Genomic DNA, 21,777 nt, shown 5'->3' on the forward strand with positions numbered 1-21,777 from the left:
TATGAAATTATTAAATACTGAAATACAAACTCTGGAAACTAAAACGGAGAAGTTCCGGGTTTTACTTACGGGGAATCCAAACTGCGGCAAATCCACATTATTTAATAGGCTTACCGGTCTTAGACAAAAAACAGGAAACTACCACGGAGTCACCGTAGAAAAAGCGGAAGGAACTATCCATACGGAAGATAGAACCGTTCATATAGTAGATCTTCCTGGTGCATATAGTTTAGGCGGAGAATCGGAAGACAAACAGGTAACCACCCGCATTCTTCTTTCCAAGGGAACGGAAGACAAACTCATCTTCGTATTGGACGCTGTTGCGATAGAAAGAGGACTCCAATTTTTATTACAGGTTACTTCTCTAAAGATCCCTATGATAGTAGCGGTCACAATGAACGATACCTTGGAAAAAAAAGGAGTTCATTTAGATCTGAAAGCTCTATCCAAGGCATTCGGTGTTTCTTTTTATTTCGTAAATCCAAGATCGGGAGAAGGTGTAGAAGTTTTAGAAAAAGTTCTGACCGATCCTTCTTCTTATAAGATCCCGGAGCCTGATTTTTCCTGGGATAAAAAAAGAACTGCACTCATAGAATCAGTACTTTCTAAACTATCAGTAGACGATCCAGACTCGGTCCGATTCGTATTAGAAAATAGTTTTAAAGAATTCAGCGGTGAAAGTCTGCAAACAGGACTTCCTTCTGTCGGATTTTTCCCCGAAAAAACCAGGGACTTCATCCGCTCCGAATGGCAAAAATCTAAATTAGAATTTTCTTATGGAGAAGAATTGGTCCAAAGATCCATCTGGATCAAAAAACTCTTATCCAAAGCAGTTTCGGGTTCCGAAATTGCCGAAAAAGGGATATTAGGATTTGCGGATAAAATACTTCTCCACCCGATCTGGGGCCTTACGATCTTTTTAGGGATCATGGCCCTTGTATTCCAATTCTTATTCACCTGGTCGGAAGTGCCCATGGATTGGATAGAAGCAAGAATTAGCGATCTTGCGGATTGGACGGGCAATTATTTACCGGAAGGACCGGTACGTTCTCTGATCCAAGAAGGAATGATAGGTGGAGTCGGAGCAGTTTTAGTATTCGTTCCTCAGATCAGTTTATTATTCTTATTCATCGGGATCATGGAAGAAAGCGGTTATATCGCAAGAGCCTCCTTCCTAATGGACAGGTTTATGGGAAGATTCGGCCTTTCCGGAAAATCCTTCATTCCATTACTTTCCAGTGCTGCATGCGCAGTCCCTGCGATCATGGGTACGAGAACGATAGAGAACAAAGCGGATAGGCTCACTACAATCCTGGTATCTCCGCTCATCACATGTTCTGCCAGATATCCGGTTTATATTTTAGTAATAGGAACGGTTTTCTCAGCGGAGCCTGTTCTTGGGATCTTCTCCCCTAAAGTCCTAGCGTTATTCGGTCTTTTCTTATTGGGAATGTTCACTTCGATGGGAGCTGCGTTCTTATTCAAAAAGACTTTTTTCAGATCGGAACCTGCTTACTTTTTGATGGAACTTCCCAGATACCAATTGCCTTCTCTCAAAAGTTTATTTTTTACCGTTTATAAAAAGATCAGAGCATTTATAGGGAACGCTGGAAAAGTAATCCTATTCATTTCCATCATTCTATGGTTCCTAGCAAATTATCCAAGGGTAGAAGGTTCCAAAACAGAAAACTTAAGCCCTACACAAGCAAAGTCCCTGCAAATCTCTGAATCATATGCAGGAAGAATGGGGAAAATGATGGAGCCTGTCTTAGCGCCGATCGGTTTCGGCTGGAAGATGGGACTCGGGATCATTACATCCTTTGCAGCAAGAGAAGTAATGGTATCCACATTATCCATTGTATACGGGGTCCAAGGAGAAGATTCTGAAGATGAAAATCTAAGGTCAGCTCTCCGAAAGGACAAGGATCCAGAGACTGGAAAACCTGTTTGGACAATTGCGAGCGCTTTAAGTTTACTCGTATTTTTTGCGTTCGCATGTCAATGTATGTCCACTCTCGCAGTAGTAAAAAAAGAGACAAACTCTCTTTTTTGGCCGTTCTTTATGTTCACATACATGACAATTCTTGCATATACTTCCTCTTTTTTAGTTTTCCATTTTTCTAAATCTTTAGGCTGGAATTAATAATGATAAAAAGGCTACCAACAAACCTTAGGATAATTTTATTTTACTCTTTTTGTTTTTTGATCCTTTTAACTATTTTTAGATTTGTATTACTCTTTATCTACTTTTCTAAACTGGGGAACTCCTCAATTAGCGAAGTAATTAACTCATTTTTAATTGGGATACGTTTCGACCTATGCGTGATCTCCATTGTGATCGGGTTATCTTGGATCTTATCATCTTTTCATTATCCGAATCGTTGGAAATACTACAGGTATATTTGGGGGATTCTTCCGATTCCATTATTCTTATGGATGACCGGACATTTGATCGGAGACACGATCTACTTCGGAGAAGCTGACAAACATCTAGGATATGAAGGTTTTGTATTTTTAGGAAAAGACCTGATCATACTAATAGAAGCCGGGATCAAGAATGACACTTTAAAAGTGGTTCTGGGACTGATCGGAATATTTACGGGACTTCCTGCATTAATTTATCTTTTTATAAAATACAATGGATATCAATATTCTCCGGAAAATAGAACCAAAGAATTAGCTCAGATCCCTATCTCCATCATCTTATTACTGCTTCTATTCCGAGGAGGGGTCCAATCTAGACCATTAAGGTCCACGGAAGCAATCCATTCGGAAAATCCATTTTTAAACCAGCTCCCTTTAAACGGTGTATTCACCACGATCATGGATCTAAAATCCAAATCCATTCTTCCCGAATTACAAATGTCCAAAGAAGAATCGATCCGGATCGTACAAAATGAAATAGATTATGCAGGTGCAAAGTTTATAGATCCTGAATATCCGCTGTTAAGAGAAACTTCAGAGACAAGAAAAGAAACTCCTCCGAATATAGTGCTCATTCTTCTGGAAAGCTGGACTGGAAAATTCCTGAAGCCAAACGGAGACGGAATTGTAGGAGGAAGAGAACTCACTCCTAATTTTAATTCTCTCGTAAAAGAGGGTAGATACTTTCCTAGATTTTTTGCAACTGGCGGAAGGACAGTAAACGGACTCATGTCCGTTCTCACAGGAATTCCGGATCGTCCAGGGATCACAGTGGTGAGAACCCATCAGGTTCTAGGAAATTTCGGTGGTCTTGGATCCTTGTTAAGACCTTTAGGATATTCTACTTACTTTGTGCATGGCGGAGATGTGGGATTCGATAATATGAGTTTTCTTTTTCCTCATTGGGGCTTCGACAATATCATCGGAAAAGAGGAAATCGAAAAAACTGGAAAGTATAAATCTGGAGCATGGGGATTTTACGACGGAGACGTATTAGAAGAATTACATAATACCATATCAAAAGCAAAACAACCTTTCGCAGCAGTCAGCCTTACATTAACCACACATTACCCCTACCAAGTACCGGATACATTCAAAAATATGTATCCGGAAACGATGAAGGATGGCGACTATTTTAATACATATCATTATTCGGACGAATCCATCGGAAAATTTATGGAGAAGGCGAAAAAGTCTCCCTACTTCAAAAATACCATCTTCATATTCGTGGCGGACCATACTCATCATAGAGACCTGAATCCATTCGAAGATCGTAATATTCCTCTCCTAATCTATTCTCCTAAATATGTAAAGCCTGGATTAGATCCCAAGGTCTCTTCTCAGTTGGATGTGATCCCTACTATCTTAGGGCTCGTAGGCAAGAAGGTAAAATTTTCTTCCTTCGGTAGGGACCTACTTTCTAATTCTTCGTATTCTAGAACCGGCGGTTCTTATTTTGCATTTTCCAGCGTGATCGGCTGGATCGAGAACGAATATGCTCTTTATAGGTCCACGGAAGGTGAACTCCGAGAAGCCTATCCTATGCCTTGGAGCGAAAACAAGTCCAAGTGCGCCTCCATTAAGGAGACCTGCGATCAATATGAGCAGAGGGCCAAGGCGTTTCTAAATCTGAGCTATGAGCTTTTAAATACGAATCGGATCTTCCCGGAGAAGTAAGAGAAATTCTTCCCTTTCCGACCAGGTATTCCGATCTTAGTCTAAAGGGTCAGCCCCTTTCACTTCAGGAGAAAGAATGTCTTTTTCGAAAAGTTTTCGTTTGGAAGAAAAATGGGAGATAGGTCCGGTTTCTTCCCCATTTATAATCGCTGAGATCGGATTAAATCATAACGCAGATCCGGAATTAGGAAAGAAAACCATCCAAGCCGCGAAAAAAGCGGGAGCAAACGCAGTAAAATTCCAAACCTATAAGACCGAGAATTTTTTAGATATTAAAAATCCTAAGGCGAAAGTACTCGTGGATATCTTCCAGACCTACGAACTTTCCGAAAAACTTCATATTGAATTCCAAAAAACTGCAAAAGAAGAAGGGCTTTTCTTTTTTTCCACTCCTCTTGATCCAGGAAGTGTAGACCTTTTGGTAAACTTGGGAGTGAAAGCTCTTAAGATCGCAAGTGGAGATATAGTGAATAAACAACTTCTGCAAAAATGTGCAGGCACGGGACTTCCTTTATTCTTGTCCAGCGGCGCCGCCGAAGGTTTCGAAGTCATTCGCGCGTTGGAACTTTTGGAATCCGAAAAAGTGAAAGATCTTGTATTATTCCATTGTGTTTCCCTTTACCCTACTCCACCCGAAAAAGCGAATTTGCAGACTATTGAATATTATAAAAATATATTTAATGGCCCCCTAGGTTTTTCGGACCATACTGCCGGAAGTATTGCAGGTGCGTTGGCAGTATCCCTAGGCGCAAGCGTTTTAGAAAAACATTTCACTCTAGATAAAACTCTTCCCGGTCCGGACCATACCATTTCTGTGGATCCTTCCGAACTAAAATCCTATGTAGAAAATGCGAAACTTGCATTTCAAATGAGAGGAGAAAAGAAGAAGATCGTGCAACCTGCGGAAGCCGGAGGCAGATTTTTCGGAAGAAGAGGATTATATGCAGATCAGAACGGAAATCCGATCGCACTACGCCCCGACCTAAGCCAAGAAGATAAGAGATATTTTGATTCGTGGAAGCTGGATGAGGCATACTCTATCGTCAAACAAAGTAAGGGACCGAAACCGGGAGAATCTTTCATCTCTTAATATGATCCGAAAAATCTGTCTTTTATTTACGGCTCTTTCTTTCGGCATATCCGCAGCTCCCAAGTCCTATGGTTCCTTGGGTTCCGAAGTGGATTTTTTGGATTTCGGAAAAGTGACAGTGGCGCCCTTTTCCTATTCCGTATCTTCTTCTTATGATGAAGAATACGGTGCATTCAATCTATTCGATTCCAATCCTAAATCCTATTGGTATTCTTCCGGAGAAAATAAACCGGAATGGATCATTGTGGATTTCGGTTCTAAAAGGCTGATCAATTCCATCGAAGTCTTGGTTCCTATGTTCCGAGGAAAAAGAGCCACCGACGAATATGAGATCCAAGTTCTTCATCAAGAAAACTGGAAAACTATTTTTAAGAATGATAAGGTCGACTTAGTCAATCATCATAATCTTCCACCAATCGATGCATCCATTCTTAGATTATATTTTCCTAAAAAAGAAGAAAAGAGCATTGTGATCGGCGAATTTAAGATCCTGCTCAACGGCACCGTACTAAATTCGGTTTCCAACAGATTCACCGGATACCAATATCCTGTTCCTGATGGACTTCTTCCGGAAAAAGATTACCAACTTCCTGGGGCACCTAGAGAGTATAGGAATGGGATTCATAAAGGATTAGATATTTATTATAAAAGAGAAAAGATTGGCCCTCCCCGACGTTTAACCTTTGACGATGTTTTGGTGTCTCCTGCAGACGGAACTATCATCCGGGCAGATCTGGATTATTCTCCTATGACACTTTCAGAATTCCAAAGATATTCCGCTCTAGCCCAGAAAAACGGTGTTACGTATGTGGAAAAAGATTTTGGAGGCAGACAGGTTTGGATAGATCATGGGAACGGGGTTATGACCTCTTTCAATCATCTTTCGTCTATCAAAAGAGGGATCAAACCGGGTGCAAAAGTAAAATCAGGCGAAGAGATAGGTAACGTAGGTAATTCGGGTCTTATGGGAGAAGCAAAAGGAAATGATGAAAACATTCATTTGCATTTCGAGATCTGGGTGGACGGAGAATATCTAGGAGCGGGAGTTCCTACCAGCCAGATCCGAAAGCTTCTGCAGTTTTTCTTTTCTAAATCGAATCTAAATTAAAGGATCCCTTTAGATCTCAAATAGCCTAAAATTTTTATCCCGAAAAACCAAGTGATCCAGCCTCCCACTGCTGCAAATGCATATAGAAAGGAAAATAACAAGCCGTATTTGATTGTCCATTCCAGAGATATTTTACATTTTTTCAAAAAGGTTATAAATCCTCCGGATACTGCGCCGGTTTCCTTTAAGGTGAATTTGATCGTACAGAATTCATTCTCCTGATCGAATTCGCCTAACTTCACTCCCAAGTCTTGTATCTTACCTTCTATCTCTAAAATTTCTTTTTCCAGAGAGATCAATTCTTCTATCTTACCGTTCTTTCCTTTTAAACCCAAAAGACCTGCTTTAGATTTTTCCAAGGAGATTCGGGTAGCTGTGATGTTTTTGTACTCGTTTGTTTTGTCCGTCTTATTCACTGAAATGGAATCGATAACGCCTATAGTTTGGATGGACTCTACCACAGAATCGAACTTGTCCGGGTTCACACCTATACCCAACTGTAATGTCCTTTTGCCAGGGAGTCCGGATCTTTGCTCGTATTGGATGACACCTTTTACATCTTCTACCAACTTGCGGGTCTTCTTTTCGTTTTCATCAAACTCGGAAGTTTTGGAAGAAACTGCTGCAACCTTCTCATATTTTTGAGAAGATGCGCTGATGGTGGTTTTGTCCTGAGGAGCGTAAAACTTTTCCGATGCATAGTTTTTACGTCCATAATCGAAATTGATAGAGGAACCTTGTTCTTGGTTTACGATATTAGTTTCCGGACCTACCGCATAACTGTAGATGAGCCTGATTATAAATAAAAATAAAAAAATCCCCGCAAATACTAATGAAAACTTTTTAACAAACTTAGAAACGCCGCTGAATTGTTCCATCCTACCCTACTTTTTAACTGAAAAATTGACTTATTGGACCCTTCTAGATTCCGATCGGATCCTTTGTAATAGGTCCGATTCCACAAGATTTCCGTTATGAAGGCATTTTTTATAATAAGAATTTCGAATATGGACCCTTTCCTCTTCCGTTAAAGACCAATCCGGTATTTCTTTTCTCATTCTAAATCCTAGATGAGAAAGCACAATTGCCACCGTTACAGAAATATTATAACTTTCGGTAAAACCGTACATCGGAAGTCTTAGGAATACATCCGCTTCTTCCATTGCGTAAGAAGATAATCCTTTTTCTTCGGATCCGAATAGTATTGCACTTGGTTTGTCTAAAGGTAAAGTATCCAGTTCGTAAGAATTTTCTAATGTATGCGGAGAAGTTCCCACGATCCTGTAACCTTTCTCCTTTAAACCGCTTATACAATGTCTAGTATTATCGAAATTTGGCTTTTGGTATCTATGAATCTGGATCCACTTTTGTGCACCCAGAGAAATACCTTCATTCGGTTTATAGGAGTTTCGATTTTCTATTACATGGATCTCTGTTAGGCCTAAACACTCCGAAGTTCTTACAGGAGCACTAGCATTATAAGGTTGGAATATATCCTCCATTACAATTGTTAAGTACTTTGTACGATAAGAGGCTACTTCATGGATCTTTGAGACCTTCTCCGCCGATATAAGAGTTTTAAAATATTCTTCTAACTGGATCGCTTCCTCTAGATTTACAAAATTTGAATGTTCTTGCGAGAGTTTCATGTTCAAAATGTTTTATTTCCTAGACAAATCTTGAGAGAAAATCGAAAGCGCTCAGAATAACACTAAACATATATCAAGCAATTATGTACATCCGGATTTATTTTCTGCTTCGAAGTACATTTCAAAAGGGATAATATAAAAAAACCGGAGAAAATAAAAAAATTCTAAAGTTTTTTTAAAAAGGGATTGTACTTTGTTTCCGAAAATCTATTATGTCCCCTATCTTGTCCGGTGGTGAAGGAAAATGCCCGAGCAATTGCAAAAGATTCTGAATAATATCAAGGAGTTCTTCAACTCTTTAGATACGACAAAGAAACTGATTTTAGGTGGAGTGGCGATCACTGTGGTCGTTGCCTTAGGGCTTCTGACAACCGTTTCCTCCCAAAAGAATCGAGTCATACTATTTCAAAACCTAACAGCGAAGGATTTCGCAGAGGTTACTAAAAAATTGGACTCTATGGGCTATTCCTATAGCACAGGAGACACGAGCATCGTAAGTGTGGATCCGGAACAAAGGCAAGAAATTATCACAAAACTTGCTCAAGAGAACCTGATCCCTGCAGGTGTGCAAGGCTGGGAACTCTTCAATGTGGAGAAATTCACGGAAACCCAGTTCGACAAGGACATCAAAAAGTATCGAGCACTCAAAGGAGCAATCGAACAATCCCTGATGACACTACGCCCTGTAGACAAAGCATTCGTGAACATCGCAATACCGGAAGATGAACTGTTCAATTCGAATGCTTCTCCCGTAAAAGCCTCGGTCATTTTGCATTTTATCCCCGGAGTCGAAGGGATTTCCAAAAAAGAAGTCAAAGGTATCGTAAACTTGGTTTCCAGAGCGGTTCCTAAGCTCAAACCGGAAAACGTAGTTGTTGCGGATGCTGACGGCAAGATCATCTCCGACTTCGAAGAAGACCTGGAAAAAGAAAGATTAGAACTCAGAGTTGTACAAGAGAAATTAAGGATCCAAGAAGAACAAAGGATCCAAAGACTCATCGACGTTAGAAACACTCTTCGCTGGTTTTTAGGCGGAGAAGACAGAGTGGATATCACCCGCTTTGAATACATGTTAAACTGGGACAAAGAATCTTATAAAGATAACCAAGTATCCCCTGTGATCGAAAGACCGGACGATCCAAACACTCCTTATTCCGAATTGAAGATCGTAGACGGCTATAGCTTGAAAGTTTCTTCCAAAGAAACTAGCGAACAATTCACAGGAAGAGGATTCACTCCAGACGGGCCTGCAGGAACTGAGCCTAACCTTCCTCCTGGTTATAAAGATACCGACTACCAAAAAGCGGATTATAAGAAAACTGAGAACATTAATAACTTCGAATTCAACAGAAGAGTTAGCGAAGTCCAAAAACAACCTTGGAAGATCGAAAAAGTAAATCTCTCCGTGGTAGTGGACGGCCAATGGACTAAAAAAGAAAACGCGGATGGAACCGGATATGATAGAACCTATATCCCAGTTTCTGACGAAGATATTCGAACTGTCCGTAAAAACTTAGAAGCAGCAGTTGGTATAGACAAAGCAAGAGGAGACCAAATCTCCGTAATCAGCATTGCAAAAGACCGCACCGCTCAATTCGCCGCAGAAGACGAAGAATTAAGAAAACAAAAAGCGATCCGCCAAATGGTCATCGCATCTTTGGTAATCGTACTATTCTTAATACTCACCATCCTCATCTACAGAGCGATCAAAAAAGAAATCGCAAGACGCCGCAGACTACGTGAAGAAGAACTCGCAGCAATGCAGCAGATGATGAGAGAAGCAGCTCTCCGAGTTATGGACGACGGAAGCGCAGAAGTCGAACTCTCTCTGGACGAAAAACTCAGAAGAGAACTTCTCGAAAACGCGATCACACTGGCCAGGGAAAAACCGGAAGAAGTGGCACAACTTCTACGCACCTGGCTATCTGAAGAGGAAGCAACCTAATGAGTATCCTGTCCGGAAAAAGAAACCGGGCGGGACAGCTCCTCCGAATCCTGGGGGAGCATCTTCCCCCGGAAGTGTTTCGCCACCTTGGGCCTCAGGACACGTCGAAACTTTTAGAAAGTTTTCACAAGTCCGGCAAAATAGAAGCGAAACAAGAAAGAGAACTTTTAGGCTCCTTCTTAGAAGGACTCTCCAGCGTTCCTAAAGAAGGGATCGATCGAGACACCTTGGCTTTGATCCAAGAACTCGAAACCATCCTAAAAGAGGATCTGGTTAGAGAGCCGGAATGGTCCGAAGAACTCAAATCCTATACCAAGGATGAACTTTCCAAGATCGTAGCCGGAGAATCCGCAGACAGAATAGCACTTATATTCTGCTACGCGGATCCGGATACTTCTGCCAGAGTCTTGGAAGAATTTCCGGAAGAGACCCAGGAGGAGATCCTACTTGCTATCCGAAATTTGGATCTTTCCTCAGTGGGACTTTTGGACTCTTTGGAGAGGTTTTTACGCTTCAAGAAGGAAGTCCTAAAATCTCCAGGGTCCGGAGTTCCTACCAGGGACAAGGGTGGCAAAAGAGCCGCGGAACTTTTGGGCAAATTGGACCCCCAAGATTCCCAGAAATTATTCTCCAGGATACGCGAAAAGAGCCAGTCGTTTGCCGAAAATATAAATAAGCATTTCTTCCGAATGGAAGACCTGATGGATCTAAGCCGCGAAGCCCTAAACAAGTTTATGTCGGAACTCCATCCAATCGTGACCGCGACCGCTTTTAAAGGCACCGAACCGGAAACGAAACAGGTCTTACTGGAGAGGTTGGATCCTTCTCTCGCCTCCTCCATCCGATTGGAAGAAGATTCTATGGGACCGGTTTCTTTAGCAGAGATTGAAACCGCCCAGAATGGACTACTTGAAATTTTTAAGGAATCCGTAGAATCAGGAAGAATCAAGTTCCGGAGAAAGAACTAATATGTCAAAACTAGTCTTCAAACCTATCCAAATCGCGGACATGCAGGATCAGGTAGAGCTGCAAATTCCGGACAAATATAAGAAATTCCATAGGGACGAAGACGCCGAAGAGTTCGAGGTCGACCAAGAAGGAAATATTATAGAGCAATACCAAGGCCCATCCATCGAAGAGATAGAGGCCGAGCTCAACCGTTACAAAGAAGAAACGGAAGAAAACATCAAAACAATGCTCGAGGACTCCCGCCGCAAGTCGGAAGAGATCGAGGAAGAAGGTCGTAAAAAAGCCTTCCAAATGATCCAGGATTCCAAAGAGAAGATCAAACTCGAAGAGGATTCAGGTAAGGCCAAAGCGGAACAGATCTTGGAAAGAGCCAAGATGGAAGCCGAAAGAATGATCAAAGAAGCCGAGATGAAAACGGCAGAGATCGAACATGAGGCTTACTTAAAAGGATTCGAAGCAGGAAGAGAGGTAGGTTTTAGAAAGGGACAAGGAGAAGTCCGACGCCTCATCGACCGTCTCGGAACCATCGTAGGTAAAGCCATCGATATCCGCGCTGAACTCATCCAGGCATCCGAAAAGCAGATGGTGGAGATGATCCTTATCATCGCTCGTAAGATCATTAAAGATGAGATCATCGAGCGTAAAGAAATCGTACTCAATAATATCAGAGAAGCCCTAAAACGTATCAAGGATAGGGACCGTGTGGATATCCGGGTCAACTTTGCCGACTTGGAAATCACCACTGCCCACAAAGACGAACTTATCAAACTTATGGAGTCTCTTCGTAAGGTCAATATCTACGAAGACTCTCGCGTCGACAGAGGAGGAGTCATCATCGAGACAGATGTTGGTGCCATCGACGCAAGGATCTCCACCCAGCTCAAAGAAATCGAAGAAGCAATTCGAAATGCGGAGCCGATCTAATCCACCATTCACGTCCAAACTTAGTCTCCTACCCGGCCGCCTAAAACCAAGGCGGTCGGGTCAGGGGGGTTTTCTTTGTAGGCACTTCGACAGGATTTCCATTCCATCCTTAAGTGACATAATTCAGTTATATTCTCATTATCACTTGACTCCGGGTAAAATCCCAGGGACAGTATCCGGTATCTAAGAGCTAAGATCATGATAGAGAAGAAGTTCCACGAAAAGGTAGACGTCATCTCCAAGTATTTCCTGATCTTGGACCGTACAGAAACCATCCGCAAGTCCGGAAGAGTCGTTCGTGTCTCCGGAAACGTAATTTATTCAGAAGGACCTCCCGATTCCAAGATCGGAGAGATCATGGAAGTCCAAAAAGCAGGAACAGAAGGTTACCTGCAATGCGAGATCGTAGGCTTCGAAAGCCATGTATATACACTAATGCCTTTGGGTCCCGTAGAAGGAGTGTATCCTGACGCATTCGTATTTTCTTCGGGAAGAAGTTTGAATGTCCCTGTAGGAAAAGAACTCCTAGGTCGGGTGCTCAACGGTGTAGGACGTCCAATCGATAAAAAAGGACTTATCATCACTTCGGAAGAAAAATCTCCGGAAGGAGAAAGTATAAATCCTCTGGATCGACCTGTAATCCGGGACATTCTTCTTACAGGTGTAAGAGCGATAGACGGAATTTTAACAGTAGGTAGAGGACAAAGATTAGGGATCTTCTCAGGTTCCGGTGTGGGAAAATCCAGCTTACTCGGTATGATCGCGAGATTCACGAATGCAGACGTAAACGTGATCGCGCTCGTTGGAGAACGAGGCAGAGAGGTGAACGAATTTTTGGAGAGGGACCTTGGTAAAGAAGGTCTTGCAAAATCGGTAGTATTCGCTGCAACCTCGGACGCACCCAAAATGGAACAGGTCAACTGTGCCCTACTTGCCACTTCCGTTGCGGAATATTTCAGAGAACAAGGACTGCATGTAAACTTAATGATGGATTCCTTGACCAGGTTCGCGCATGCAAATCGGGAAATCTCGGTTTCCAATCATGAGCCTCCTATCACCAGAGGTTTTAGTTCATCTGTTTTTACTAAATTAGCAAAACTTGTTGAACGTTCCGGTACTTCCAAATCCGGAGGAAGTATTACAGGATTTTATACTATCCTGACTGACACAGACGAGATGGAAGATCCGATCGCAGACGCTGTGCGAGGTTATATAGACGGGCATATTATTCTTTCCCGTAAACTTGCGGAGAGAAACCATTATCCTGCAATCGATATCCCTGCTTCCCTATCCAGGGTAATGCAATCCATAGTAGAAGAAGATCAGTTCATGAGGGCCGGTATGATCCGAGAGCTTATCTCCACATATAATTCGGTGGAAGAATTAATTCTACTAAATGCGTATGTAAGAGGGTCCGATCCGAAAGTAGATCTTGCCATCCGTAAAAAAGATAGGATAGATTCTTACCTAAAACAAAGACTTGCGGAAAGAAGTCTTTTCCCTCAGACCATCAGCGGTTTAAAAGATATCTTAAAAGAAGAAAGAGAAGAAGAGGAATTCTAATCGATGAAAAGATTCCAATTCAGACTCGAACCTGTACTTCGTTTAAAGAAGATCAAAGAGGACCAAAAACTCAAAGAACTTTCGGAATTAGTAGCCGAAGTCAATCAACGTAAATCCGAAATAGATTCTAACGAAGCAAGGATACGCTCCTTATCTTCTACCGAACTGGCAGGAAGTACGGACCTAAGAGAATATTCTTATTTGCAAACTTATATGAGACAACTTCTGACTCGAAATACTGAGTTAGAAACTGAGATCCATTCCTTTGATGAACCTGTTGAGAAAAAAAGAACGGAAGTAACAGAGGCAAGAAAAGAGAAGAAGGTACTGGAACTTCTAAAAGAAAACCGTTTCAAGGAGTACATTCACTCCTATAGAAAGGCGGAAAAAATCCAGGCAGAAGAGCAATTTTTAGCAGATCTTTATAGGAAGACTAGGGAGGAAACATATGGGGCTGATAGATCTAAACGGGATCCGAAAGTATTTACCTATGATACGGGAGGCGTCGAGCGCACCGGTACAGAAGATGCGGGACTTTCTGAACTCAGAAAACTTTACGAGCGTTATAAAAAGTGACCTCCCCTTTTTAGAAGTACGCAAAACTGTCGAATCTTCCGATCCTTTAATCGGGAGTATGTCGAATCTCCAAGATAAGATTTCCCATTTAGAAAATAAGGCCGGGGAGTTGGAAAAAAGAATTTCAGGATCCAGGCTGGACATTCGGGTATAAGAAGTGGCAAGTTTAACCGACAAAGCAAGAGCAGTATATCTAGTACTTCTGATCTTCTTCTTAGTGTTGATCGGATTTTTTGCGTTCCATTATTTTCAGATCATAGACGCTGCTGAAATTTTTCCTTTTTTAAGGACAGAACCAGGTTTAGTAAATGCGGATTCTGAATCCCCTTCCGAATTGGAAAAATTGGAATTCCGCAAAGAAATGGAAAGGCTCGCCAAAGACAGGGACGAGATCTCTCAAAAAGAAGATGAATTAAAGAAAGAAAAAGAGCGTTTAGAAGCCGAATTGGAAAAGATCGAGGAACTGAAACGAGGTCTTACTTCCAAGGAGAATGAGCTCAAATCTTCTGAATCCGAAAGAAATAGCAGAGGCAAATTGGTTAAGGTCATGGCGGAGAAGGTAGCGAATATGCCTCCAGACAATGCCGTTCAGATGCTGACCAATTGGCCGGATAAGGATATCATAGATGTATTCATCCAAATGGACAAGGACGCGGAACAGGACGGTAGACAGACTATCACTACTTACCTTCTCACCTTGTTCCCAGCAGAACGCAGGGCGAATATTACGAATAAATGGTTGTCAAGATCGGATGTGATCAAGGCCCCCGAATCCAATTCTGAATCCGAAGAACTCTAAAATTTTATGAAAAAGATAACGATCCTTTTTTTTTCTATACTAGTATCATACACAGGAGCCATCTACTCAAAGAGTAAAAAGGCAGCTCCTGCAAAACCGAAATATGTTTCCGGCGAAGAACTTGTCAATAACCCAGGGAAAGCCGTGGGAGAGACTGTCCGAGTTGCCGGAACAGTGACCCATGTGCTCTACAAAGGTAATTCGATCCGATTCGTGGTTCACTTCTCAGGAAAACCAGTGGTCTTAGATTCCGACGATTACAGTTTAATGAACCGTGTATCCGTAGGTTCCTACGTAGAAGTCTGTGGATTTTATCTAAAAAATAAGAAGCTGGATCTGGACGGAAAAAGAACAGACATGCCTTCTATCGTTATAGAACAGACTTATTGTACGAATTAGCGTTTCGTGCGGAGCCCACAGAGTTCACTGAAATTATTTCGTGCGCTCTACGTGGTCTCTGTGCGAAAAAAATCCAAGCCTCATTTCGAGCTTCTATTCTTTAAGAAAATTTCCACTCTTTCTTTTGCATTCTTTCTAATATTCGCGTAGAAAAAATGGAAATCTCCAGTATGTAAATTTCCATCCTTTCCTAAATTGGGAGTTCTAGTGATTTCAGGCTCGTGTATCCATAATACTCCTGAATTACATTTAGCATCCGCGCCCCCCGGGATCAATTGATCAAAACTTCTGTTTACGCTTCCTAAGTTTTCAGACTTTGGAGAATATTCCTCATCCTGTTTCCAACTCAAAGGATTCACACAGACTGTGTCTTTTCCGTATCTGTCCAATAATCTACCCGGAGAATTTCCCCAAATATAGGAATTCCACCCTACTACACATCCGGTTTCTTTCGGATTGGAGCATACGGGCAGACCGGTTTCTTCCGCTTTGAACGGAAATCCGATCGAATAAGATGCAATTAGGTTTTTCTTATATTCTAGATTGGAAGAGATTACTTCCTTGAGTAAGCGGATAGAATGTCGGGTGCCTTGGCTATGAGAAGCTATGATAAAAGGCCTTCCCTTATTCCAATGTTTCATATAATACAAAAAGGAAGACTTCACATCCTCATAGGCAAAATCCAAAGCGGCTTCTCCTTCGGAAGCATCCTTTGTAAAAACAAAAAAAGCAGCCTGTCTATATCTGGGAGCATACACTTTACAACACTCATTAAATGCGCTTGCTTGGGTCCGAATAGGATGTTTATCGGTTCTTTCGTTTAAACTCTCGTCCTTGAGATCTCCATTCCAATATTTAGGTCGAAGAAGTAATGTGGTCGGATGAATGTAAAAGGTATCCGCCTCTGCGATAGATTGGTTTTCTTTTAAGTGTGAATTTTCAGGAACCAGGTCGGCATTGTCTTTTTTATCAGGAAGTGCAGCCCAAAATTCAGACTTAGAATAATCAGGAGCTATTAAGTTCTTACTCTCTTCAAAATCCTTTCTAGGTTTGATGAGGAACATACACTGAAAACTAATTACTGCAAACATGGAAATAAAAAGAGAGTTGCGAAAGAATTTCATATTACCTAATCCTTGGTCCAAACATATGAAAGCGAAGAAAGGCGCAGGTTTCCGAATTTACGTAAAATTCTTAAAATAAAATTTCTTCTAAACGAGCCAACGCGAATTCCAACTTATCGTTTATTATGATATGATCGAATTCGTCTTTACGAGCCAATTCTTGTTTTCCGTTCCTAATCCTTTTTAGGATACTTTCTTCGGAGTCTGTCCCTCTTCCTCTAAGTCTGTTCTCCCATTCTTCTTCATTGGGGGGAAGTATAAAGATCGTGATCGCTTCTTTTCCGAGTTTTTCTTTTACTTGAGCCGCACCCTGCACGTCCAGGTCCATGATCACGGATTTACCGGAAGAAGTGCATTGGTTTACGAACTTTGCGGGAGTTCCATAATAATTATCATGGACCTTGGCCCACTCTAAAAATTCCCCCTTCTCTATTCCGGATTCGAATTCCTCTTTCGTTAGAAAAAAATACGTTACGCCTTCCTTGTCTCCCGGACGTGGAGCCCTGGTCGTACAAGAAACTGAAAAAGCCAAATCAGGATGTTTGGCTCTTATCATTTGGATGAGTGTGGATTTACCTCCTCCTGCTACGGAGGATAGAACGATCAGCTTGGGAGAGTTCAGTCCTTTTCTTCCTCTTCTTCTGCAATGGAGTTATCCCTGCTTTCTATCCTTCTTGTGAGGGCTTCCACTCTTAAGTTGGAAAGGATCAGATGGTTGGAGTCCGTGATTATGATGGACCTGGTCTTTTTTCCCTGAGTCGCGTCTACCAAACTGTTATTACTTTTGGCTTCGTTTCGGATCCTTTTTGCGGAAGCCGAATCCGAATGAATGATACCCACAATCTTGGAAACCATGACGATATTTCCAAAACCAACGTTCAAGACGCTAAATTGGGACATTAGGTCCTCCTATTTCTCTCCAACCTAAATCTTTCAATAATGTCCACCTCACCGGTGGCGAGATCCAAGGCTTCTGAGATTTCTTCATGAGAATATCCTTTTTTCAAGAGGAAAACGACCTTCTCAATTTTACTCGCACCTTCTCCCAGGTCTTTTAGCGCCGTTTCAGAAGAAATTTTTACGGAATCCGGCTTTTGAGAAACATAGCCCGTCATTTTCCTTTCTAGGATCTTTCCAAAATTCTCTTCCAAAGGAATTTTATTATCCGTCCTTTTGGATTTAGAACTCGTTTTTTTAGGATCTAATTCGGGAGTATAATCCGGTTCCGCTTTTAAGGAGCCCCCGGTAATATCTTCCGGAAATTCAATTTTATTCTCTTCGAATGGATCCCCATCCAAAGAAATATCGAATGTAGAGCTCGGATTGTACATCGGTTGAGGAGTTCTGGTCGGAGAAATTTCGGACATCAATTCTTGGGAATCTTTCCAACCCATCACATCCTTGATCTTTTTACCAAAGGTTTTTAGAATTCCCAAAGTTCCTGATTCCTCTTCAGCAGAGGACACATCTTCTTTTTTGAGATTTTTTCTTCCCGGATCCAAGAACGGTTTTGGATTTTCAGTAGAATAATTCTCTCTCAGATTTTGTTTATAGAGTCTGCCTACACCTTCTCCTGCTTTTGCTGCAAGTTCCTGTTTCCGGGACTCCAAGGATTCAATCGGAGCCGATTGTAATTCTTTTTGTTTTTCCCGAATTAGAGTTAGATATTCATTCTTGAATTTTTCCTCGTCGGAAATTTTGACTTCTTCTTGGCGAGTAAGGATAGAAGGTGCCTCGGTTCTCGATTCTTCCTCTACGCTCTCGAATTCCAATATTGGTTCGGGAGCTATATTCTGTTTTTCTAATTTTTTTCCTTCCGTAGAAAGTATTTTATCCGGAAGAGATTCCAGTTTTTGGAGGATGGATCTGTATTTGTCTTCCAAAGAATCGGAACGTTGAACCAAAATTTTATAAGCTTGGATCTTGGAATTTAAAAGTTCTATCTGACTTTCCGTTTCTGTTTGGATCTCGTCCACTAAGGTCCGAATCTCTTCGTTGATACGGCGGATCATATGAGAACGGATCCTCTTCGTCACTTGCGCGGATATGCCTACGTACAAGCCTGCGGCTATGATAATGTTTAAGAATAGGACTGTGAATAATTCCATCGCACGAGTGTCCTTTTCGAGGATTTCCAACAACATTCCTCGGGAAGCCGGTGCGAGTTTTTATTAAGCTATATAGTCCACTGTAGAACGAGTAGGCGTCCGAATTTCGGTTTTTCTACCGCTCTTATCATAGGAGAATATTCTCTCCTTTCCACCCTCGGGTTTTGGCCCTTTGAAAGAACGGATTTCCTTTTCTATTTCTCCGATCCTTTGAGTGTATGAGGTGCGAAGTCTTTCTCTGTATTCTGGAGATAGTGAAAAAGTCTCGGTGTACATCTGCACCGCATACTTTTTATCTATGGAATACTCTCTGACCGATTTTTCGTTCTGAGCGATCACATTCGAAAGAGTATGTGGATTCTCCACCATAGTCCTTCGGACCAGATCGTTCACTGCGCCGTATCCGGAAAGAGGTTCGTTCAGCCTCATATCCTTTATTTTCCTCTAGATCTGTTTTTTCTCCAGTCTTTTTTATCCGGTTCAGGATCTTGGTACGGCAATTGTCGGATCACTCCGTTCTCTTCCACGAAGGTCTTATGTTTGATCTCGTTACGGGTCTTGAAGTCCGCACTCTTGATCTTAATGGTAACCCCACCATATAGGGTCTTTTCGACACTGATCTTACCGTTTGCGGCTCTTTCTTCTATATATGCCTTGAGATTCTGGATCTCGTTTTCGTATTCTCTGACCCGGGTCTCTAGTTTTTCGGTAGCCTTGCTCGTTTTGATCAACTGTTGTTCATGGTCTTTGGTAAAAGAAGCAGGGTCATTCTCCTTTCTGGCCTTGAGAGTCTTAAGGCTTTTGGAGATCTGTTCGAATTTTTCTTGGTTTTCGGCCAGTTTCTCTTCGTATTCGGAGATCTGTTTTAATACTTTAGGATCTGTTCCTACGATAAGTTCTGTAGCAGGGTTGGCAGAAGATCCTATGACCTTGGCCGCGATCGTATCAGAAGCACGGATCGTACCTCCTACAATCTGTCCCCTCTTGCCATTGGAGATTACTTTTCCGCCCGCACTCACAAAACAGTGTAGAATTCCTTCTTGGACTACCACGTCTTTTTCCGTGACTACGGTTGCATTTTGGATGAATTTTGCGATTACGTTCCCGCCTGTGGATTCGATTCGAGCTTCGTCCCTTCCGGAAACCCCCTGGCGGATGATGATATCCCCGTCCGCTTCCACATTTGCTTTTTGGACAGTACCATAAATTTCAATGTTTCCCGCAGCCTTAACGGAATAGTTATCTTCTACGTTCCCGGTGATGATCACCGAACCTAAGAATGTAACGTTACCGGTTTTGATACCAACATCTCCGTTGACCCGATAAACTGTTTCGACGGAGAGCCTACCGCTTGCATAGACTACTTGTCCATTCACCTCTGCGGTGAGCTTGGTTCTATCTTCTGAAAGGATTGTCCCCTTTCCTTGTTTTAGTTCCGTATCTAGCCCGTCTTTCGCAGGTAAAAGTTCGTTGAATAATGTACGTCCGTACTTCCCTCTTTCCGCAGGGATTTTTTCCGCAAGAAGTTGTCCTACGACTACGTTTTCGATCAGGTCCATATCCTTGTAGTCCACTTTTCCGGATTCGTCTTCTCGGAAGACTACCTTCTTGCTGATTCGGACATGATAGACAACCTGAGCATTTTTTCCGTTTACAGGAGGATCTCCTTCTGCGGCGGTGAAAGGTTGGTTATAGAATTCGTCCTCCAACCTTTTTTGGATCTCTTCCTCTTTTACTCCGTATTTGATCCCTGCATTCTTGAGATAATTGACTACGTCTTTTACTTCCAGATCTCTTCCGCCAGGTTTAGGTGGGATGAAAGTGATTTTGGCCTTCATCTTATCTGGAGCAATATCCAATACCATCTTCGCCTCGGCGCCTTGCCTTGGTTTCATATTGGAAATATAGATCGGTTCTCCCTTGCCCTCTTTGACTATCTTGCGAATCTGGTTATCGTCTACTTCGTTTATTCCTCGGACAGAAAGTCTGCGAGAAACTTCTGAAAGTTCGATTGCCTTTCCTTCTCCAGAAGGTGGATAGATTGTGAGATATGTTCCGTTCCTGAAAATTTGAACGACTGCTCTTCCGTCTCTGTCCTTAGGTTGTAGGAATTCCTTCAAGTCTTTGGAGACAAGTTTTCCGGATCCACCCGTTAACTTTTTATCCAGTTCGGAAAGTTCGTCTAAGAATGTATCTTCAGGTAGAATGGAAGCTCTGATATGCCAAGGTTCCGAACCGAAAAGTTTTTTCTTTCCGCGTTTGATTACTATATAATCGAGCTCGTGTGATTTTCTTTTAAGATGGGCTGCCGCTAGCTGAAGACATTTTTCCAATGTAGGGGCTATAACTTCTACCTGCTCATTTTGGAGCTTGTCTAGTTCTTTGGATTGGTCTTTTAGAAAAGATGTAAGACTCAAGAACCTTTGCCCTCGTTCAGTATATTATTTTTTACTAATAACCGATTTTACTTTTCCTAATTTGCTACGAAGTCTTGCTACAGCCCTCGTATGAAGTTGGGAAATTCTTGATTCGGTTACTTCCAATACTTCTCCAATCTCTTTTAAGGTTAGATCTTCGTAATAATAAAGAACGATTACTTTTTTTTCTTTGTCCGGAAGGGTTTTGATCGCTTCGACGATCACGTTTTTGATCTCTTCTTTTTCGATGATCGTGTCCGGATTCATATTCATCGGAGATTCTAATGTCTCCATGAAAGAAACCTCATCGTTCTCATCGCCGAGGAACCAAATATCGTTTAAAGAGACAAGTGACGTGCCACTGATCTTCGTAAGAAGCGAGTTGAACTCCTCGACAGAGATCCCCATTTCTTTTGCGATCGCCTCGTCCTCTACATGAGCGCCCTCTTTGTTCTCGAGCATTCCGATAATTTGCTCCAACTGTTTCGCTTTTTGGCGAATGGAGCGAGGGATCCAGTCAATGGAACGAAGTTCATCGAAGATAGAACCTCTGATCCGAGTCATCGCATATGTTTTAAATTTGATCTGTCTTTCCGGATCGAATTTTTCGATCGCGTCTAGAAGACCAAACACACCATACGAAACAAGATCATCGAACTCGACGTTTTGAGGCATACCGATCGCGATACGACCAGCCACGTGTTTGACTAGAGGAGAGTATTTTTCTACAAGATAACTGCGAATATTCTGGTCTTTCGAATCCCGGTAGGACTTCCAAAGCTCGGTTTCATCCGTATTATTGTATTTTTCGAAAAGTTTGGACATAACAACGGAATAGAATGGTCCTCTGCTTAAGAGTGTCGTGGACCAAACCGATTTGCAATAGCATTTTTTGTCTCAAAAAAGGGAAATCAAGCAGTTTTTTGTCTCATTGGGTTTCTGTGCAGAAATCGAGAAGTTTACTCACAGTTGTAGTTCCTACATTCGGGGAATTTGATACTCGGA

General features: G+C 41.9%; 20 protein-coding genes. 11 read left to right on the top strand and 9 right to left on the bottom strand.

Going from position 1 to position 21,777, the window contains the following annotated elements; genetic code table 11:
• Window position 1 precedes the first annotated feature (1 nt).
• The 4 genes from feoB to LPTSP_RS04550 all read left to right on the top strand — a co-directional run bounded on the left by feoB (window position 2) and on the right by LPTSP_RS04550 (window position 6,299).
• Window positions 2-2,143, top strand: coding sequence for a ferrous iron transport protein B (gene feoB / locus LPTSP_RS04535; RefSeq protein WP_108927640.1), 2,142 nt, complete (start codon window positions 2-4; stop codon window positions 2,141-2,143).
• A gap of 2 nt (window positions 2,144-2,145) precedes the next feature.
• Window positions 2,146-4,101, top strand: a complete 1,956-nt coding sequence (locus LPTSP_RS04540) for an LTA synthase family protein (protein ID WP_108927641.1) — start codon at window positions 2,146-2,148, stop codon at window positions 4,099-4,101.
• A gap of 76 nt (window positions 4,102-4,177) precedes the next feature.
• Window positions 4,178-5,191, top strand: a complete 1,014-nt coding sequence (locus tag LPTSP_RS04545; RefSeq protein WP_108927642.1) for an N-acetylneuraminate synthase family protein — start codon at window positions 4,178-4,180, stop codon at window positions 5,189-5,191.
• 1 nt (window position 5,192) lies between these two features.
• Entirely contained in the window at window positions 5,193-6,299 is a 1,107-nt protein-coding gene (locus LPTSP_RS04550) for a M23 family metallopeptidase (RefSeq protein ID WP_108927643.1), read from the top strand.
• On the opposite strand, the gene LPTSP_RS04555 is transcribed toward LPTSP_RS04550, so the two are convergent.
• Window positions 6,296-7,177 (bottom strand): DUF4349 domain-containing protein, encoded by an 882-nt coding sequence (locus LPTSP_RS04555; protein WP_108927644.1) that lies wholly within the window; start codon window positions 7,175-7,177, stop codon window positions 6,296-6,298. The genes LPTSP_RS04550 and LPTSP_RS04555 overlap by 4 nt on opposite strands.
• Window positions 7,178-7,207: 30 nt before the next feature.
• Entirely contained in the window at window positions 7,208-7,948 is a 741-nt protein-coding gene (locus tag LPTSP_RS04560; protein WP_108927645.1) for a TrmH family RNA methyltransferase, read from the bottom strand.
• Between the two features lie 244 nt (window positions 7,949-8,192).
• On the opposite strand from LPTSP_RS04560, the gene fliF reads away from it, so the two are divergent.
• From fliF to LPTSP_RS04595, 7 genes are all read left to right on the top strand, one after another.
• Window positions 8,193-9,893 (top strand): flagellar basal-body MS-ring/collar protein FliF, encoded by a 1,701-nt coding sequence (fliF, locus tag LPTSP_RS04565; RefSeq protein ID WP_108927646.1) that lies wholly within the window; start codon window positions 8,193-8,195, stop codon window positions 9,891-9,893.
• Window positions 9,893-10,861 (top strand): FliG C-terminal domain-containing protein, encoded by a 969-nt coding sequence (locus LPTSP_RS04570; protein ID WP_108927647.1) that lies wholly within the window; start codon window positions 9,893-9,895, stop codon window positions 10,859-10,861. Before fliF ends, LPTSP_RS04570 begins: the two co-directional genes overlap by 1 nt.
• Before the next feature lies 1 nt (window position 10,862).
• Window positions 10,863-11,786: a flagellar assembly protein FliH gene (fliH, locus tag LPTSP_RS04575; protein WP_108927648.1), complete on the top strand. Its 924-nt coding sequence runs from the start codon at window positions 10,863-10,865 to the stop codon at window positions 11,784-11,786.
• 198 nt (window positions 11,787-11,984) lie between these two features.
• Window positions 11,985-13,349: a FliI/YscN family ATPase gene (locus tag LPTSP_RS04580; protein ID WP_108927649.1), complete on the top strand. Its 1,365-nt coding sequence runs from the start codon at window positions 11,985-11,987 to the stop codon at window positions 13,347-13,349.
• Between the two features lie 3 nt (window positions 13,350-13,352).
• Window positions 13,353-13,925, top strand: coding sequence for a flagellar export protein FliJ (gene fliJ / locus LPTSP_RS04585; protein WP_108927650.1), 573 nt, complete (start codon window positions 13,353-13,355; stop codon window positions 13,923-13,925).
• 157 nt (window positions 13,926-14,082) lie between these two features.
• A complete protein-coding gene (locus LPTSP_RS04590; RefSeq protein ID WP_100707131.1) occupies window positions 14,083-14,724 on the top strand; it encodes a periplasmic-type flagellar collar protein FlbB in 642 nt (213 codons plus the stop codon).
• 6 nt (window positions 14,725-14,730) lie between these two features.
• On the top strand, window positions 14,731-15,123 hold the full coding sequence (locus LPTSP_RS04595; RefSeq protein WP_108927651.1) for a TOBE domain-containing protein: 393 nt from the start codon (window positions 14,731-14,733) through the stop codon (window positions 15,121-15,123).
• A gap of 80 nt (window positions 15,124-15,203) precedes the next feature.
• Here LPTSP_RS04595 and LPTSP_RS04600 read toward each other — a convergent pair whose 3' ends face one another.
• From LPTSP_RS04600 to whiG, 7 genes are all read right to left on the bottom strand, one after another.
• Window positions 15,204-16,247: a DUF3089 domain-containing protein gene (locus LPTSP_RS04600; protein ID WP_108927816.1), complete on the bottom strand. Its 1,044-nt coding sequence runs from the start codon at window positions 16,245-16,247 to the stop codon at window positions 15,204-15,206.
• 70 nt (window positions 16,248-16,317) lie between these two features.
• Window positions 16,318-16,854: a guanylate kinase gene (gene gmk, locus LPTSP_RS04605; RefSeq protein WP_108927652.1), complete on the bottom strand. Its 537-nt coding sequence runs from the start codon at window positions 16,852-16,854 to the stop codon at window positions 16,318-16,320.
• An 11-nt stretch (window positions 16,855-16,865) separates the two neighbouring features.
• Window positions 16,866-17,147 carry a DUF370 domain-containing protein gene (locus LPTSP_RS04610; protein WP_008597280.1) on the bottom strand — a complete coding sequence of 94 codons (282 nt, stop codon included), beginning with the start codon at window positions 17,145-17,147 and terminating at the stop codon, window positions 16,866-16,868.
• The gene (locus LPTSP_RS04615) at window positions 17,147-18,355 is read right to left on the bottom strand and encodes a hypothetical protein (protein ID WP_108927817.1); all 1,209 of its coding nucleotides are present in this window, start codon (window positions 18,353-18,355) and stop codon (window positions 17,147-17,149) included. The genes LPTSP_RS04610 and LPTSP_RS04615 overlap by 1 nt, the downstream gene beginning before the upstream one ends.
• Window positions 18,356-18,418: 63 nt before the next feature.
• Complete coding sequence (locus tag LPTSP_RS04620) at window positions 18,419-18,784, bottom strand: hypothetical protein (protein WP_108927653.1); 366 nt, start codon at window positions 18,782-18,784, stop codon at window positions 18,419-18,421.
• 5 nt (window positions 18,785-18,789) lie between these two features.
• Window positions 18,790-20,772 (bottom strand): FapA family protein, encoded by a 1,983-nt coding sequence (locus LPTSP_RS04625; protein WP_108927654.1) that lies wholly within the window; start codon window positions 20,770-20,772, stop codon window positions 18,790-18,792.
• A gap of 24 nt (window positions 20,773-20,796) precedes the next feature.
• Entirely contained in the window at window positions 20,797-21,597 is an 801-nt protein-coding gene (gene whiG, locus LPTSP_RS04630) for an RNA polymerase sigma factor WhiG (protein ID WP_008592176.1), read from the bottom strand.
• Window positions 21,598-21,777 lie beyond the last annotated feature (180 nt).

This window comes from Leptospira johnsonii (assembly GCF_003112675.1).
GTDB classification, from domain to species: domain Bacteria; phylum Spirochaetota; class Leptospiria; order Leptospirales; family Leptospiraceae; genus Leptospira_B; species Leptospira_B johnsonii.